A 15,545-nucleotide genomic window follows, 5' to 3' on the forward strand; every position below is an offset into this window, starting at 1 on the left:
TCTCAGGCCGCGGCCTCCAGCGCCAGCAGGCGGTGTTTGGCCGCGGCTCCCCCGGCGTAGCCACCGGCCGAACCGTCCGAACGGACGACGCGGTGGCAGGGGATGACGAGCGGCAGCGGATTGGTGGCGCAGGCGGTGCCCACCGCACGGACGGCCCTGGGACTGCCCGCGGCGGCGGCGACCCGCGCGTAGCTCTCGGTGCTGCCGTAGGCGATCCGCGGCAGCTGGGCCAGCACTTCGCGCCGGAAGCCCTTGGCGAGCGCCAGATCGAGCGGCAGGTCGAAGCGGGTGCGGCGGCCTGCGAAGTATTCGTCGAGCTGGCGGCCCGCGGCATCCAGCCGCGCCGGGGCCGCGAGGATACGCGGGCTGACACGTTCCGCCAGATCGGCCAGGACGGCCTCGTGGTCCTGGACGGCGAAGGCGACGCGCACCAGTCCGCGTTCCGTCGCCGCGAGCAGCAGGCTCCCGACCGGGGTGTCGACGGTGCGGTAGGCGACGTCGAGCAGGCCGGAGCGTTCGGCCCGCTCCGCGAGGCGGGCCCGCAGCCGGTCGAGGGCCGCGGGATCGTGGGCGGGCAGCGACGCGAGAAGCCGCTCCTCCGGGGTGCCGGACGTGGTGGTCATCGGTCCGCTCCTGTCTGGTCGGCGGGGTGCGCGGGGTAGGTGCCACGGAGTTTCCTGATGCCGTCGGCGGCGGCCCTGCGCGCGGCGTCGGGCGTGCCGCCCGTGATGGCGGCGACCTCCCGGTAGGGCAGCCCGGCCAGGTAGTGGTAGGCGACGGCGGCGCGCTGGCGTTCCGGCAGGGCCCGCAGGGCGTTCCACAGGTCGCCGTCCCAGGCGTCGGGCCGCCCGGTCTCGGCGGGGCGCTCGGGAACGTCCCCGACCGGCAGCGCGCGGCGCCGGTTGGCGCGCAGCATGTCGATGGCCTTGCGGTGGGCGATCGTCACCAGCCACGCCTGGACGTTGGCCCCCGGCGGCAGGTCCGGATAGGCGCGCAGCGCGGCGAGGAACGTCTCGGCCCACGCGTCCTCCGCGTCGTCGGGCCCGAGAACGGCCCGGCACACGCGGAGCACCACGGGCCCGTGGTCGGTCACGATGCGCTCGAAAGGTTCCATGGTCACACCCCGTAGACGTCCCGCCGGGCCGGAACGTGAGACGGTACCGCGGGTTTTCCACGCCGCCCTCCTCCTCGTCTGTGCCGGTTGCCCGCGCGGTCACTCCTGTGACAGCGTGATGTAGCGATAAAACACCGCTGGTCGGGGCATTGCTGGCGTCGACCCGATCAGGGAGGCCCCTCCGTGATGGCGAAGGCTGCCATGGACCCGCGGACCGCACGCTGGCGCGCCGCGCTGTTCGCCATGTTCCTGCTGCCCGGCGTGGCGATGTCCTCCTGGATCACGCGGACGCCGGACATCCGCGACCGGGTCGGCGCCTCGACCGCCGAGATGGGGCTGATCATCTTCGGCCTCTCCATCGGCGCGATGGCCGGCGTCCTCTGCTCGGCCTCGCTGGTGGCGCGGTACGGCGGGCGCGCGGTGACCACGGCGGGCTCCGCGCTCAACCTGGCGGGGCTCGCGGTGGTGGCGCTCGGCGCCGGAGCGGGCAGCGGCGCGGTGGTGTTCTGCGGCCTGGCGCTGTTCGGCGCGGGCAGCGGCCTGATGGAGATTGCGGTGAACGTCGAGGGCGCCGCGGTGGAACGCGTGATCGGACGACCGGTGCTGCCCGCCCTGCACGGCTGCTTCAGCGCCGGCACGTTCGCGGGGGCCACCACCGGAGTCGCGCTGACGGCGGTCGACTTCCCCGTGCAGTGGCACCTTCTGATCGTCGTGCTGCTCGGCGTCGCCCTGAGCGTGTGGGCCCTGCGGCATGTGCCGCGGGGCACCGGGCAGGAGCGGCCCGGCTCGACCGAGGCCCCGGCCCTCGGCGCCCGGGAGCGGCTGGCCGTCTGGCGCGAACGGCGCGTGGTGCTGCTCGGCCTCATCGTGCTGGGCATGGCGCTGGCCGAGGGCGCGGCCAACGACTGGCTGCCGCTCATCATGGTCGACGGCTACGACCTCGACGCGGCCACCGGCTCCCTCGTCTACGCCCTGTTCGCCGCGTCGATGGCCGTCGGCCGCTTCAGCGGCGAGCGGCTCCTCTCGCGCTTCGGCCGCGTCACCGTGGTGCGCGCCGGCGCGGTGTGCGCCGCGGTCGGGCTGGCCACCGTCGTGCTCGCGCCCCACCCGGCACCGGCCGCCGCGGCGGTCGTGCTGTGGGGCCTGGGCGCCGCGCTCGGCTTCCCGCTGACGCTCTCCGCCGCGGGCGACGACCCGCAGGGGGCGGCGGCGCGCGTCAGCGCCGTGGCGATCACCGGCTACCTGGCGTTCCTCGCCGGGCCGCCCGCCCTCGGCTTCCTCGGGGAGGCGGTCGGGCTGCGCAACGCGATGCTCGCCGTCCTGGCCGTGGTCCTGCTCGCGGGCACCCTGGCCACCGCCGTCCGCCCGCCGCGCCCGGCACAGCAACCGCCACGGGCGAGCGGCCCTGCCCCGGAACGGGAAGCGACGGACGACGCCCCACCGGGCAGCCGGGTCTGAGCCGTTCCTGCCGGTCTCGCGGCGGCGCTGCTCGGGGGCACATGGGGGCCGCGGCGGGCCAGGCGCCGGCCGTTCCGCGCGGGCTGTGCCCATCCGCCCTACGGGCTTGCCGCTTCCGCTTCTCCCGAGCCCGGCCGCGGGCCGGTGCCGGGCCGCGTTGCCGCCCAGGCCGCGGCGACGAGCGGGCGATGCGCGTCGGCCCGCCGGATGCACACCCCGATGGCGAGCCGGCCGAGCCCCGGCGGGGTGGGCAGCTGCCGAAGTCCGGTGCGGACGCCGCTGTGCCGCAGGACGAGGCCGGGGATGACTCCCGTTCCGTAGCCGAGGGCGACGAGAGTGAGCAGCGCTTCGTGCCCGTCGGCCTCGGCGGCGACGTGCGGATGGCTGCCCAGGGTGCGGAACCACTGGTCGGCGGCCGTTCGGACGAGTCCCTTCCGCGGCAGGACGAAGGGCTCGTCGGCGACGGAGAACGGCTCGGCGGCCGGAGCGGTGCGCCCTTGGACGAGGACCAGCGGAGTGTGCGTGATCTCCCGGGCGAGCAGGGTGGCGGGGATGCGCGCCGGGAGGGCGGCGACGGCGAGATCCGCCTCGTCCTGGTCGAGGAGGGCGAGGGCGGCGGCGGCATCACCCGTGCGCAGGGAGATGTGCACGCGCGGATGCGCGGTGCGCAGCGGGCCGAGCAGGTCGGGCAGGAGGCTGTGGCATGCGGTGACGGAGGCGAAAACCCGGAGGTGGCCACCCAGATCGTCCGCCGTGGTGTCGCCGTCGCGGTAGCGGGACCACAGATCCAGCGCGTCGGCCGCATAGCGGCGGAAGGCGCGGCCGTGCGTGGTCAGGGCCACCCCGCGCGGGCCGCGTTCGAGCAACTGGTGCCCGGCCGCGGCCTCAAGACGCCGCACGGTCCTGGACAGGGTCGCGGGGCTGACGTGGCAATCGGCCGCCGTGCGGGTGTAGCTGAGCGTCTGGGCGAGATGGAGGAAGAGCCGGTACTGATCGCGGTCCTGCATCTTTCACCTTCCGCAACACCGCCGTGCGTATGTTGTCGTTGCCGCACCGCCGGTGCAGAGTCTACAAACAGGGCCATGCAACGACGCGACGACACCGAACGCACTGCACCTACTGAACGGCCCCGGCCCGCCTGGTACTTCTCCGAGTACACCCCGGTCGGCGTCGACCTGGGCAGCAGGGACGCCGTCACCGCCTACGACCGCAATCAGGGCACCGACCCCGAGGCCGACGACGCGCTGCTGGACCGCCTGGGGGTCACCGAAGGCACCCGCCTGGTCGATCTGGCGTGCGGTACCGGCTCGCTGGCCGTCCAGGCGGCGCGGCGCGGGGCCGTCGCACACGGCGTGGACGTCTCAGAGGAAATGCTGGCCTTCGCGCGGGCCAGGGCGCGGGAGTCCGGTGTCGCACCGCACTGGCATCACGCCGGCTTCCTGGACTACGCGCACCGCGCACCGCTCGCCGACGTGGTCACGACCAAATCGGCTCTGCACCAGCTCCCGGACTTCTGGAAACAGGAGGCACTTCTGCGCGCGGCCGGAATGCTCCGCCCCGGCGGCACCTTCTACCTGTGGGACGTGATCTACAGTTTCGAGCCCTCTGACGCGCAGGGCCGCCTTCAGCACTGGATCGACACCGCGGGCCGGCCCGAGGGGCAGGGCTTCCTCAAGGCCGACTTCGAAACCCATGTCCGTGACGAGTTCTCCACGTACGCCTGGATCATCGAGGGCATGCTTCGGCGAGCCGGGTTCGACCTCGTCTCCCGCGCCTTCCCCCGCACGACTCACGCCGAATTCCACTGCCGCCGCCGGTAATCCCTGTTCTCGCCACCGGGCCGGCCGGTCGGCCCGGTGGCGAGAACAGGGATTACCGGTTGCTGTCCCCAGCGGCGGTTCCTAGCCTTCAGGCGTGATCTCCACCGGGTACGACGAGTTGGTCGCCGATGCGATGGCGGCGCCGGCCGCGGGCTGGGACTTCGGCTGGTTGTCCGGACGCGCACAGGGCTCGGACCCTTCGTGGTCCTATCCGGAGTCGGCCCGCGCGCACATCGCCGCCGCCGAGCGCCTGCTGGACGTCGACACCGGTGGCGGTGAGCTGCTGGCCTCGCTTCAGCCACTGCCCCGGCACACGTGGGCGACCGAGGGATGGCCGCCGAACATCGCTGTCGCCCGCGGCCGGCTGGAACCGCTGGGGGTCACGGTCGTGCCGGCCCCTGACCGGGAAACACTGCCGCTCGAAGACCGGTCGGTCGACATCGTGCTCAATCGCCACGGACGGCTGGCCGCGCACGAAGTCCGGCGGGTGCTGCGCCCCGGCGGCAGCCTGCTGACCCAGCAGGTCGGCAGCGATGACTGCGCCGAGTTGAACGAAGCCCTCGGCGCCCCGCCCTCCCACCCGCCGGGCAGTTGGAACCTCAACGCGGCGGGTGAGGCGCTGACCCGGGCGGACCTGGCGCTGACCCGAGGCGAAGAAGAGCACCCGGTGCTCACGTTCTACGACATCGGCGCCGTGGTCTATCACCTGCGCATGGTCAGCTGGCAGATCCCCGACTTCAGCCCCGAACGCTACGATTCCGCGCTGCGCCGCCTGCATCGGCACATGTGCTCGGAAGGACGCTTCGACGTGCGTGCGCACCGGTTCCTGATCACCGCTGAACGACCGGATGCGGGCGCGCTGGGGAATTCGGGTGCTGTGCGGCGTGCCGCCGGTCATGATGGTGATCATGACCGGTGAGACGCACACACAGAGTCCGCAGAACAGGGAAGGGGCGGAGCGCCCGCTCGCCCTCGTCACGGGGGCGGGACGTTCGGCCGGGATCGCGGCCTCCGTGGTCGTCGGTCTGGCCCGGGCCGGCTGGGATGTGGCCTTCACCTACTGGACACCCTATGACGCGCGGATGCAGTGGGGTATGGACCCGGGCGCGCCCGCGCAACTGCGGCAGCAGGTGGCGTCCCTCGGGGCGAGGACCCTCGCGGTCGAGGCGGACCTGGGCGACCCGGCGGTGCCGGCTCAGCTCTTCGACAGCGTCGAGCGGGAGCTGGGGAACGTCACCGCGCTGGTGCTCTGCCATGCCGAGTCGGTCGACTCCGGCCTGCTGGACACCACGGTGGAAAGCTTCGACCTGCACTTCGCGGTCAATACGCGGGCAACCTGGCTGCTGATCCGGGAGTACGGGCTGCGGTTCCGCGGGGAGCACGGTAGCGGCCGGATCGTCAGCCTCACCAGCGACCACACCGCCGGCAACCTTCCCTACGGAGCGAGCAAGGGGGCCATGGACCGGATCACCCTGGCCGCGGCCCGGGAGCTGGCCCACCTGGGAGTGACCTGCAACGCCATCAACCCCGGGCCGACCGACACCGGGTGGATGACGGAGGAACATATGGCCGACATGATCCGCTTCACGCCCCTGGGACGCATCGGCGTGCCGCAGGACTGCGCGCACCTGGTCACGTTCCTCTGCTCGACCGAGGGCGGCTGGATCAACGCCCAACTGCTCCACAGCAACGGCGGTATCGCCTAGGCCCTGTCCTGTCGATCTTGTCGGATCAGCCCGCGGCTCCCCCAGACTCCGTCCGGGAGGTGCCCCCAGATGCGGTGCATCGCGTGGGCCCCTCTTGCACGATGCGTGCAAGAGGGAGCCGGATCGCAGCTCATACTTGGCCGTATTCGCGCGATTCGGTAACGCAGCGTGGGGGCACCTCCCAGCCGCCAGGCTGGGGGAGTGCCGTAGCTGGCGTCGCGGGCCCGGCAAGATCGACAGGACAGGACCTAGGAACCTCCGGACAGTCGCGGTTGCACCTGCGCGGCGCTGCTCGTCGAAGTCGGTTGCCGGACCCGCTGCGCGGCCTGCCCCGGCCGAGCCCGGGGAGGCGGAACATCGCCGGCACCGACTCGACTCGGCCGCGCCCCGCCGCTTCCCGCACCACCGCAACCACCGCAACCACCGCAACCACCGCAACCGGGCGGACCTGGGAAGTGCCCGCCGACCCACGCTGACGTCGTAGGTTATGTCACATGCTTGAACTTCCCTCGAACGCGGAAGCGGCGCGGTTGCTGGAGCGGCTGGGTGCGAGGGCCGTGGATCGAGCCGAGACGCTGGCGGCGCGGCCCGATCCGCGGAAGCATCGGGAGCTCTGGCGGCACCTGGAAGGCTGCTATGGCGACCTGATGTCCCGCATGGGTTCGGGACTCCCGGTCGACGGATACCGTGGCTTTCCAGCGATGCCGGTTGACGCCAACTCGGTGGCGCTCCACCTCTACGTCTGGCTCTATCTCGCCGTACTCCCGGAGACTCTGCGCTACCACGCGGAGCGCGGCATCGACCGGGCGACGTCGTGGGAGACATTGTCGACGCTGGGACCGATGATGGCCGAGCACCGGGCCGTGCACGGGCTCGGTGGCATCGGGAGGTTCGGACAGTGGTGCCCACCGTTGAAGTTTCGAGGGGCCGAGTACCGGCTCGGCCGGCTTGAGTACGACCGCGGTCGCGGCGAACTCCCGGACGGTACGACGGGATTCCTGCTGCACCTTCATATTCCGTCCGGCGCACCGCTGTCCCCGGAAGCCTGTGACGTATCGTTCGACCTGGCCCGGGAGTTCTTCGGCCGTCACTTCCCCGACGAACCGGTCTCGTACCTGGTCTGCCACTCCTGGCTACTCGACCCACAGATCACCGAGTACCTACCCGAGCGGTCGAACATCGTACGGTTCCTCCGCCGTTTCGAGCTGAAGCCGTTCATATCCGACGATCAGGAGCACGCGGACGGCGACATGCTGGAGTACATCTTCGGCCGACCGAGCCAGAGCGATCCCGTCACCGACGGCCTCCTCACCGAGTTGCCCCAGGACACGTCCCTGCGAAGGGCGTACACGGCTCATCTTCGATCCGGACGGCACTGGCACGCGCGCACCGGCAGAATCGTCTTCTGAGCGGACGAGCGCTTGGTGCAGCATCCCGAAATGCCGCCGAGAACCGGGGACCAGAAACACGTACTGTCGCCGGAGCCGGAACCGGTGGCGGGACGGTGCGAACGCCGGCCGGTGGCGCTCACACACCCCCATCGACGGCCCGCGGGAACGGCCGGGGCCGTTCCCGCTCGGCATCGGCCTCAGCCGAAGGAGAGGTCGAAGTCGGTCACGTACCAGAGGCTGTCGACGTCCGTGGCTTCGATCTCGATGCCGATCTGACCGGGCTCCACTCCGGTGGAGTTCGACACGACGATCTCCTCGATCGTCTGGCCGTCCACGGTGATCTGCTGCCCGTCGAACGTCGCCGTCCCGCCCGACCCCTGGCCTTCGGCGACCTCCACGGCGGCCGGCTCGCCCAGGCTCTCGGGGGTGAACGATTCGGCCAGCGTGCTCACCAACTGCCGCGCCTGCTCGGCCTCGGGGCTGCCGTCCTCGCACATCGCCGCCGTGTTGCCCGCGGGCGTGCCGTCGGCGCCCGGTGCCCCCATGACGAGGCAGGCGTCCAGGGGCCGGTCCTCGACGATCGCGGCGACCCACGTCGCCACCGCCTCACTGCCCGTGGCCTGGCCGGCGGCCTGCTCTTCCTGGGGCGCGTCGGCCTCCGGGGACTCGCCGGACTCCTCCGAGCCGTCGGACTCCTCCGAGCCGTCGGACTCCTCCGAGCCGTCGGACTCCTGCGACTCGCCGGCTTCCGAAGTCGTGTCCGCCGGGTCCTCGGAGTCGTCCGAGCAGGCCGTCATGGTGAGTGCCGCCGCCACGGCGAGCACGCATATGCTGCCGGCCCGGCGCATGACCGTCGACTTCGAAGTTCTCATCGCTCACGTTCCTCAACGTTGCCGTTTTCCTGAAGGTGCAGCCGGTACGGTACGCCAACAGCGAGTACTACGGTGCACGCACACCTCGTGCCGGAGGGCCACGGAGGCGTGCGAAGGCCACGAACCCACGACTTCGGGACCCGTCCGCCCGGCCCGCGGCCCGACCCACCGGACTCCGGCGGTGATTGGCGATCCGGATGACGGCCACCCGACCGGCCAAGCTCAGCCACGGTGCGCGACGACGACGTGCGCAACGGACGCGATTCACAGATGTCTGCGGAACCAGCTGCCGACGAGTGCGGGGTGTCATGATGGCGACGACAGCGGTCCAGTGACGTGGCCTGCCAGCGGACCACTTCAGGGCTCAGAAGACCGCGGGAGGGCTCGATGGCGCAGAATCTGACTCCGCTCGGCGAGATCCACCGGTCGGTCGGCCACCGGAAGATCGTCAGAGGAGAGGGCCGCAGCGCCGTGCTGCGACGGCACTACAGCACGTCGATCGTGGACGTCTGGCGGGCCTGCACCGAGCCGGACCGGGTCAGCCGCTGGCTCGTCGGGCCCGAGGGCGACCTGCGGGAGGGCCGCAGGTATGTCCTGCCGGAGCACGCGCACGGAGAGATCCTGCGCTGCGACGCCCCGCATACCCTCACGCTGAGCTGGATCTACGAGGACTACCCGGCCGATGAGCTGGAACTGCGGCTCAGCCCTGCCGCCGACGGCGGCACGATCCTCGAAGTGGAACACACCACGGTCGATGAGCCCGCGGCGCTGGCTGAAAGCCTGGCGCTGGTGGGCGTCGGCTGGGAGAACGGCACAGACCACCTGGAGCAGTACCTGCGCGGGGATCTCCCCGACGCGCCCCGGCGGGCCAAGCAGGAGCCCAGCGAAGACGAGACGCCCCGGATCACAGAAAGCGACCGGCTGTGGCGGAAAATTGTCGCCTCCGCCCTGGGCTCCGGCTACTAGGCCCTGTCCTGGCGCTGCCCCCGTTACAGACTCGCCGGATTTCCTCGGACTCGTCCGCATCGGCCGGTTGACCCCTGGCTCGCGCTTCGCGGCCTGGCCGCGAAGTAACAGCAGCCCGGCGCTCCGCCCGCTCGGGCACGAGAAAACTCCGCGCGGAAGCGTGACGATACGGCCCGGTTGACGGTGGCGAGTTGGACCGTTAACGTGCCAGCGATTCGACATCGCAGGCACCGTTCGCAATATCGAACACTCTCCACCCCTCCCGTCTTCCGGCAACGCGAAGCACAGGCTGAGTCGACGCCTGCCGCCGGATGGGAGCGCTCCCAAGAAAACGGCGGCATCCACGGCGACACCGTGGCGACGACCGAGGCCGCACAGCTCAACGTCACCGTTCAAAAGGAGGAGTAATGACGTCACGTCGGAATGAATCCATGGCCGCCAGGCCGGAACTCCCAAGTCGGAGGTCCGTGCTGGCCACGATGGGTGCCCTACCGGTCCTCGTGGCCGCGAAGCCGGCCTCGGCAGCAACCGGAGCACCGGCCGCGGCCGCGGCCGGCGAGGTGATCGTCGACCCCTCGGCGGAACGGCAGACGATCCGGGGCTTCGGCGGCATGAACCACACGGCCTGGATCAACGATCTGACGCCTGCCCAGCGGGACACGGCATTCGGCAACGGTGAGGGGCAACTGGGTTTCTCCGTGCTGAGAATCCCCGTTCACGAGGACCGGGCGAACTGGAGCCGTGAGGTGGCGACGGCGAGGCGTGCGATCGAGCACGGGGCGACGGTCATCGCGTCGCCGTGGAATCCCCCCGCTCACATGGTCGAAACCTTCGTCCGCGGCAATCAGTCCGACGCGAGGCGGCTGCGGCACGACATGTACGGCGCTTATGCGCAGCACCTGAACGACTTCCACGGGTTCATGAGGGACAACGGGGTGGGCCTGTATGCCATCTCGGTGCAGAACGAGCCCGATTACGCGCACGACTGGACGTGGTGGACTCCGGGCGAGATGATCCGGTTCCTCCGGGAGAACGCCGGCTCGATCGGCACCAAGGTCATCGCGCCGGAGTCCTTCCAGTACGTGAAGAGCTTTTCGGACCCGATCCTCAACGACCCCGCGGCGCTCGCCAACCTGGACATACTCGGGGCTCACCTCTACGGCACACCGCACGGGAACTTCCCTTACCCCCTCTTCAGGGAAAAGGGCCAGGGCAAGGAACTCTGGATGACCGAGGTCTACCATCCCAACAGCAGCGATTCGGCGGATCTCTGGCCGCAAGCGCTCGACGTGGGGGAACACGTCCACCGTGCTCTCGTGGACGCCGAGTTCCAGGCGTATGTGTGGTGGTACATCCGGCGCAGCTACGGCCCCATGCGGGAGGACGGGCAGATCAGCAAGCGCGGTGCCAACATGGCGCACTTCGCCAAGTTCGTCCGGCCAGGATATGTGCGGCTCGACGCGACCTCGAACCCCCAGTCGAATGTTTACACTTCGGCGTTCAAGGGCGGTGACTCCGAGATTGTCATCGTCGCCATCAACAAGGGGACCTCACCGGTGAGTCAGTCGTTCACCCTGGGGAACGCCCCCGCGTCCAGCGTGTCGCCCTGGTTGACGGACGCGAGCAGGAATCTCGCGCCCCAGGGCGGGATCACCCTGTCGAACGGCTCCTTCACCGGCCAGCTGCCGGCCCGGAGCGTGACGACCTTCGTGACCGGCTGAACCGGCCGTTCCGCTGCCACGGGCATCGTCACAGTCAGTCGAGCGGGCTCGGCCATTCATGCGCGGGGAGCAGCTCCGCCAGCTTTGCCGAGACGTTCCTGCCGAGCACCACCTCCGTGTGGAGGTTGGCGGGATCGATCTGCCGGATGAACTCCCGGCATCGTCCGCAGGGCGGCAGTACATGCAGGGCGCCGTTCTCGTTGCGCCACACGGCGACGATCTTCGCGATGCGGTACTCACGGGCCGTCACCATGGCGGCGATGGCCGCGTGCTCCGCGCAGAAGCCCGTGCCCGAGCCGGTGTCGATGCATACGCCCGAGTGGAAGCCGCCTGCCTCGGTGACCAGCGTGGCGGCCACGTCTCCGAACAGCCGGTCGCCCACCGGGCGCGGGTTCAGTACGGCGGCGGCCGCGGCGATGAGGTCGTCGTTGGTTGTCGCGGTCACGGAACGGAAGCTACCCGCCCGGCCCGCCCCCGCGCCACCGGGAATTCCCGGCCTGGAGCGGCTCCCCGGGTCAGGATGTGGCGGCTCCCGGGGTCGTGGCCGGTTCCTGCGCGGGCGGGACATGGGCGGGCGCGGAGGCGGGGCGGGCGGCCCGGCCGGGGATGGCGAGGATCACCAGCGTCGCCACCAGCGCGGCGCAGGCGCCGAAGATCAGGACGGTGCGGAAGCCGTTCTCGGAGGGCAGCGCGACGCCGCCGAAGGAGGTGGTCATGTTGGCCAGCAGGACGCCGACCACGGCGCTGGACGTGGAGGTGCCGATGGAACGCATGAGCGTGTTCAGGCCGTTGGCGGCGGCCGTCTCGGTGGCCGGCACCGCGGCCATGATGAGGGCGGGCATCGCCGCGTAGGCGAGCGCGATGCCGATGCTGATGACCGAGGTGAAGATCAGCACGCCCCAGGTGGAACCGGACAGGCCCAGCGCGATGACGTAGCCGAACGCGATGAACAGTGCGCCGGCGAGCAGGGAGGTCCTGGGGCCGCGGGCGGCGGAGAGCCGCGCGCCGAGCGGCGAGACGACCATCATCATCAGGCCCGAGGGCGCCATCCACAGCCCGGCCGCGAGCATGGACTGTCCCAGTCCGTAGCCGGTGGCCTCGGGCAGCTGGAGTATCTGCACGGGGACCAGCATCATCGCGAACATGGCGAGGCCGACCAGCACGGACGCCAGGTTGGTCACCAGGACCTGCCGCTTGGCGCTGGAGCGGAGGTTGACCAGGGGGGCGGGGATGCGCAGTTCCCAGGCGCCCCACAGCAGCAGTACGACGGCGGACGTGCCGAACAGGCCGAGGGTGGTGGGGCTCGACCAGCCCCAGTCGCCGCCCTTGGAGATCGGCAGCAGCAGGGTGACGAGACCGACGGAGAGCACCAGCGCGCCGATGAGGTCGAACGACCCGCCCGAACGGACCGGCGATTCGGGGACCGTGCGCAGCACGAGGACGGCGACGACGGTGCCGAGCGCGGCGGCGGCCCAGAACAGGACGTGCCAGTCGGTGTTCTGGGCGACGGCGGCCGCGGCGGGCAGGCCGAGCGCGCCGCCGATGCCGAGCGAGGAACTCATCAGGGCCATGGCGGAGCCGAGGCGTTCCGGTGGCATCACGTCGCGCATGATGCTGATGCCGAGGGGGATGATGCCCATGCTCATGCCCTGGAGGGCACGGCCGACGATCATGGGGGCGAGGGAGTCGGCGAGTGCGCAGATGAGCGAGCCGGCGACGAGGACGGCCAGGCAGGCGAGCAGCATGCGCCGTTTGCCGTAGAGGTCGCCGAGCCGGCCCACCACGGGGGTGGCCACGGCACCCGCGAGGAGGGTGACCGTCACGATCCAGGAGGCGTTGGCCGCGGTGGTGTCCAGCAGTCGCGGCAGCTCGGGTATCAGCGGGACGACGAGGGCCTGCATCAGGGACGTGACGATCCCGGCGCCGGCCAGCACGCCCACGACGGCGCCGCTGCGCGGCACGGGCGAGGTCGGACTCATGCGTTCTCCGCTCGAAGGAAGGGCGAGGCAGGCTGGATGTGCAGCATGCACAAGATATGTACGATACACACATCATGCGCCATACATTTAATCGGCCGATCAGTTGACCGGGATTCGGAAGAGGGAGGTCGAAGTGCACGAAGAAATGAGCCGAATCGAGCGTGAACTGATGCTTCTCGGCCGCCACGCGTCCATGGGCTCGGCCGGCCGCTGCCGGCCCACCGAAGGCCAGGAGCGGCTGGAGCGCAGTGCCTATCTCCTGCTGAGCCGGCTCGACGCGGCGGGCCCCATGTCGATCGGGCAGCTGGCCGAAGCGTTCCGCCTTGACTGCTCAACGGTCAACCGCCAGACCGCCGTCATTCTCAAGACCGGACTGATCGAGCGGATTCTCGATCCGGACGGCGGCACGGCCCGCCGGCTCCGCATCACCGACGAGGGCGCGCGGCGGCTCCGCCTCGACCGCGAGGCACGGGTCAGAAACCTGAGCGGGCTGCTGGACGAGTGGTCACCGCGCGAACTGGCCACACTGGCCCGGGTGCTGACCCGCTTCAATACCACGGTCGAGCGGCACGAGGGCGAGCCCTGGCCGCGCGCGGAGGCGCCGGGACCGGGCCTGCCCTCCTGACGGCCGGCAGGGCCTATGGGCGGCGGGCGATACCCGCCCACATGGAGACGGCCCCCGGGGTGGCCTCCGACGGCACCGGACCGTCCGGGCGCCACTCCTGCGGCGGGACCAGGCCGGGCTCGACGAGCTCAAGCCCCTCGAAGAAGGCCAGGATCTCCTTGCGGCCGCGGACCTGCCCCATCTGCCCGGTGAGTCCGCGATTGCCCGAGATAATCCGCTCCCAGGTGGGAACGTCGAAGTCGGGGGTGACGTGGGTGATCAGGAGGTAGCTGCCCGGCGCGAGGGCGGTGACGTACTCGGCGACCAGGTCACGGGCGGCGACGCCGGACTCCGCGTCGTCCGCGATGTAGTGGAGCAGGGCGTTCAGGCACAGGGCCACCGGCTGCGACAGGTCCAGGACCTCCCGCAGCCGATCGCTGTCCAGGATGCTCGTCGGATTGCAGAAATCGGCGTGCAGGTAGGCCGTTTCGCCCTCGGGCGTGCCGGTCATCAGGGCCTCGGCGTACCGCAGCACGATCAGCCGGTTGTCCGTGTAGACGACGCGGGTGTCCGGGGCCTCGGCCTGGGCGATCTGATGCAGATTCGGCTCGGTGGGCACGCCGGTGCCGATGTCGAGGAACTGCCGCACGCCCGCCTCCGCGGCCAGCCAGCGCACGGCCCGGTGCAGGAAGGCCCGGTTCGCCCTGGCCGCGATGCGCACCCCCGGCCACATCCCCACCACCTGCCGGCCCGCGGCCTCGTCGGCGGGGAAAAAGTTCTTCCCGCCGAGGAACCAGTCGTAGACACGCGCCGGGTCCGGCCGGTAGGGATCTATCTGGTCCTCAAGCACCGGGGTCCTCCCATTCGGTACGCCATTCCGTAATCGGTGCGCTGGACGGCACGGAGGCCGCCGAGTCCAGCGCGATCAAATACTGCGTCACCGCGTCCTGCGCCTCGTTGACCTCCGTCCCGTCCAGCGTGTGCAGCAGCACCCGGTCGGGCAGCCCGGCCGGGCGGTAGCGCAGCAGCTGAACGGGCCCGCACATCAGGGCCGTGTGCAGGGTGCGCATCGGAACGACCCGGATCGTCACCCCGGGGCGCCCGGCCAGCCGCCGCAGGTGCGCGAGCTGCCCGCGCATCACCTCGGGCCCGCCGACGCGGCGCCGCAGCGCGGCCTCCTCGACCAGCGCCCACAGAACGGGGGGCGCGGGCTCCGCCCGGTCGAGGACCGCCTGCCGCCGGGTCAGCAGCTCCACCCGCCGAGCGATGCGCCCGTCGTCGTCCTCGGGATGCTGGACGCGCTGCAACGCCTCGGCGTAGGCGGGAGTCTGAAGCAGGTCGGGCACGACGGCGGGCGCATAGAAACGGATGACCTGCGCGTGCTCCTCCAGGCCGATGAGGTCCGCGGGCGAACGCGGCAGCACGTCCCGGTACGCCTGCCACCAGCCGGGCCTGCTGGCCCGCTCGACGTCGGCGAGCACCGAACCGGCGTCGGCCTCGCGCCCGTAGACGGTCAGCAGCCGTCGCACATGAGCCGGTTTGAGCCCTACCCGGCCGCCCTCCATGCGGTGCAGGGTGGAGGCGGAGGTGCCCAGCTCGTCCGCCGCCTCCCGCGCGGAGAGACCGGCCGCGGCGCGCAGTTCACGCAGCCGGGCGCCGATCAGCAGCAGGGCGGCCGTCGGGCGGCCGGAGCGCGACACCGGCATACCGCGCCCCCTTCCCGGAAGGTGTGACAACAATGTGCCGCGCCATTCTGCCACTTGCAGAGTGGCACGGCCACCATCGCGGTGGCTGTCCGTCCACCGGAAGCCACGGGGCGTGCACCGCCCGGCCCTCCTGACCGGCCCCGGAGCCTCCGGTCACCGGGCCTGGCGCCGCCGCGCGGCACCCGGGCGCGGGCATGCCTGAACCTCC

At 71.2% G+C, this 15,545-nt stretch carries 16 protein-coding genes; 8 read left to right on the forward strand and 8 right to left on the reverse strand.

Annotated elements, in window-relative coordinates; genetic code table 11:
• Positions 1-2: 2 nt before the first annotated feature.
• Together RM779_RS17495 and RM779_RS17500 are read right to left on the reverse strand one after the other, a co-directional pair.
• Positions 3-623: a methylated-DNA--[protein]-cysteine S-methyltransferase gene (locus tag RM779_RS17495; RefSeq protein ID WP_311618643.1), complete on the reverse strand. Its 621-nt coding sequence runs from the start codon at positions 621-623 to the stop codon at positions 3-5.
• Positions 620-1,114 carry an RNA polymerase sigma factor gene (locus tag RM779_RS17500; RefSeq protein WP_311618644.1) on the reverse strand — a complete coding sequence of 165 codons (495 nt, stop codon included), beginning with the start codon at positions 1,112-1,114 and terminating at the stop codon, positions 620-622. The genes RM779_RS17495 and RM779_RS17500 overlap by 4 nt, the downstream gene beginning before the upstream one ends.
• Before the next feature lie 201 nt (positions 1,115-1,315).
• On the opposite strand from RM779_RS17500, the gene RM779_RS17505 reads away from it, so the two are divergent.
• Positions 1,316-2,572 (forward strand): MFS transporter, encoded by a 1,257-nt coding sequence (locus RM779_RS17505; RefSeq protein WP_394813330.1) that lies wholly within the window; start codon positions 1,316-1,318, stop codon positions 2,570-2,572.
• A gap of 98 nt (positions 2,573-2,670) precedes the next feature.
• Here the strand turns inward: RM779_RS17505 and ilvY are convergent, their stop codons facing one another.
• Positions 2,671-3,579, reverse strand: a complete 909-nt coding sequence (ilvY, locus tag RM779_RS17510; RefSeq protein ID WP_311618645.1) for an HTH-type transcriptional activator IlvY — start codon at positions 3,577-3,579, stop codon at positions 2,671-2,673.
• 75 nt (positions 3,580-3,654) lie between these two features.
• Here ilvY and RM779_RS17515 point away from each other — a divergent pair, with 75 nt between their 5' ends.
• The 4 genes from RM779_RS17515 to RM779_RS17530 all read left to right on the forward strand — a co-directional run bounded on the left by RM779_RS17515 (position 3,655) and on the right by RM779_RS17530 (position 7,507).
• On the forward strand, positions 3,655-4,392 hold the full coding sequence (locus tag RM779_RS17515) for a class I SAM-dependent methyltransferase (protein ID WP_311618646.1): 738 nt from the start codon (positions 3,655-3,657) through the stop codon (positions 4,390-4,392).
• A gap of 94 nt (positions 4,393-4,486) precedes the next feature.
• Positions 4,487-5,311 carry a class I SAM-dependent methyltransferase gene (locus tag RM779_RS17520; protein ID WP_311618647.1) on the forward strand — a complete coding sequence of 275 codons (825 nt, stop codon included), beginning with the start codon at positions 4,487-4,489 and terminating at the stop codon, positions 5,309-5,311.
• The gene (locus RM779_RS17525; RefSeq protein WP_394813331.1) at positions 5,292-6,098 is read left to right on the forward strand and encodes an SDR family oxidoreductase; all 807 of its coding nucleotides are present in this window, start codon (positions 5,292-5,294) and stop codon (positions 6,096-6,098) included. The genes RM779_RS17520 and RM779_RS17525 overlap by 20 nt, the downstream gene beginning before the upstream one ends.
• Before the next feature lie 494 nt (positions 6,099-6,592).
• Positions 6,593-7,507, forward strand: coding sequence for an acyltransferase domain-containing protein (locus RM779_RS17530; protein WP_311618649.1), 915 nt, complete (start codon positions 6,593-6,595; stop codon positions 7,505-7,507).
• Positions 7,508-7,686: 179 nt separating this feature from the next.
• Here RM779_RS17530 and RM779_RS17535 read toward each other — a convergent pair whose 3' ends face one another.
• Positions 7,687-8,361 (reverse strand): hypothetical protein, encoded by a 675-nt coding sequence (locus RM779_RS17535; RefSeq protein ID WP_311618650.1) that lies wholly within the window; start codon positions 8,359-8,361, stop codon positions 7,687-7,689.
• Between the two features lie 387 nt (positions 8,362-8,748).
• On the opposite strand from RM779_RS17535, the gene RM779_RS17540 reads away from it, so the two are divergent.
• On the forward strand, positions 8,749-9,327 hold the full coding sequence (locus RM779_RS17540; protein ID WP_311618651.1) for an SRPBCC domain-containing protein: 579 nt from the start codon (positions 8,749-8,751) through the stop codon (positions 9,325-9,327).
• A 407-nt stretch (positions 9,328-9,734) separates the two neighbouring features.
• Entirely contained in the window at positions 9,735-11,048 is a 1,314-nt protein-coding gene (locus RM779_RS17545; RefSeq protein WP_311618652.1) for a glycoside hydrolase family 30 beta sandwich domain-containing protein, read from the forward strand.
• Positions 11,049-11,082: 34 nt separating this feature from the next.
• Here the strand turns inward: RM779_RS17545 and RM779_RS17550 are convergent, their stop codons facing one another.
• A complete protein-coding gene (locus RM779_RS17550) occupies positions 11,083-11,493 on the reverse strand; it encodes a cytidine deaminase family protein (protein ID WP_311618653.1) in 411 nt (136 codons plus the stop codon).
• A 70-nt stretch (positions 11,494-11,563) separates the two neighbouring features.
• The gene (locus RM779_RS17555) at positions 11,564-13,027 is read right to left on the reverse strand and encodes an MFS transporter (protein ID WP_311618654.1); all 1,464 of its coding nucleotides are present in this window, start codon (positions 13,025-13,027) and stop codon (positions 11,564-11,566) included.
• A 145-nt stretch (positions 13,028-13,172) separates the two neighbouring features.
• On the opposite strand from RM779_RS17555, the gene RM779_RS17560 reads away from it, so the two are divergent.
• Complete coding sequence (locus RM779_RS17560) at positions 13,173-13,652, forward strand: MarR family winged helix-turn-helix transcriptional regulator (protein WP_311618655.1); 480 nt, start codon at positions 13,173-13,175, stop codon at positions 13,650-13,652.
• 13 nt (positions 13,653-13,665) lie between these two features.
• Here the strand turns inward: RM779_RS17560 and RM779_RS17565 are convergent, their stop codons facing one another.
• Together RM779_RS17565 and RM779_RS17570 are read right to left on the reverse strand one after the other, a co-directional pair.
• Complete coding sequence (locus tag RM779_RS17565; protein ID WP_311618656.1) at positions 13,666-14,481, reverse strand: SAM-dependent methyltransferase; 816 nt, start codon at positions 14,479-14,481, stop codon at positions 13,666-13,668.
• Positions 14,474-15,337, reverse strand: a complete 864-nt coding sequence (locus RM779_RS17570; protein ID WP_311618657.1) for a helix-turn-helix domain-containing protein — start codon at positions 15,335-15,337, stop codon at positions 14,474-14,476. The genes RM779_RS17565 and RM779_RS17570 overlap by 8 nt, the downstream gene beginning before the upstream one ends.
• Positions 15,338-15,545 lie beyond the last annotated feature (208 nt).

Source organism: Streptomyces johnsoniae, assembly GCF_031845565.1.
GTDB classification, from domain to species: domain Bacteria; phylum Actinomycetota; class Actinomycetes; order Streptomycetales; family Streptomycetaceae; genus Streptomyces; species Streptomyces johnsoniae.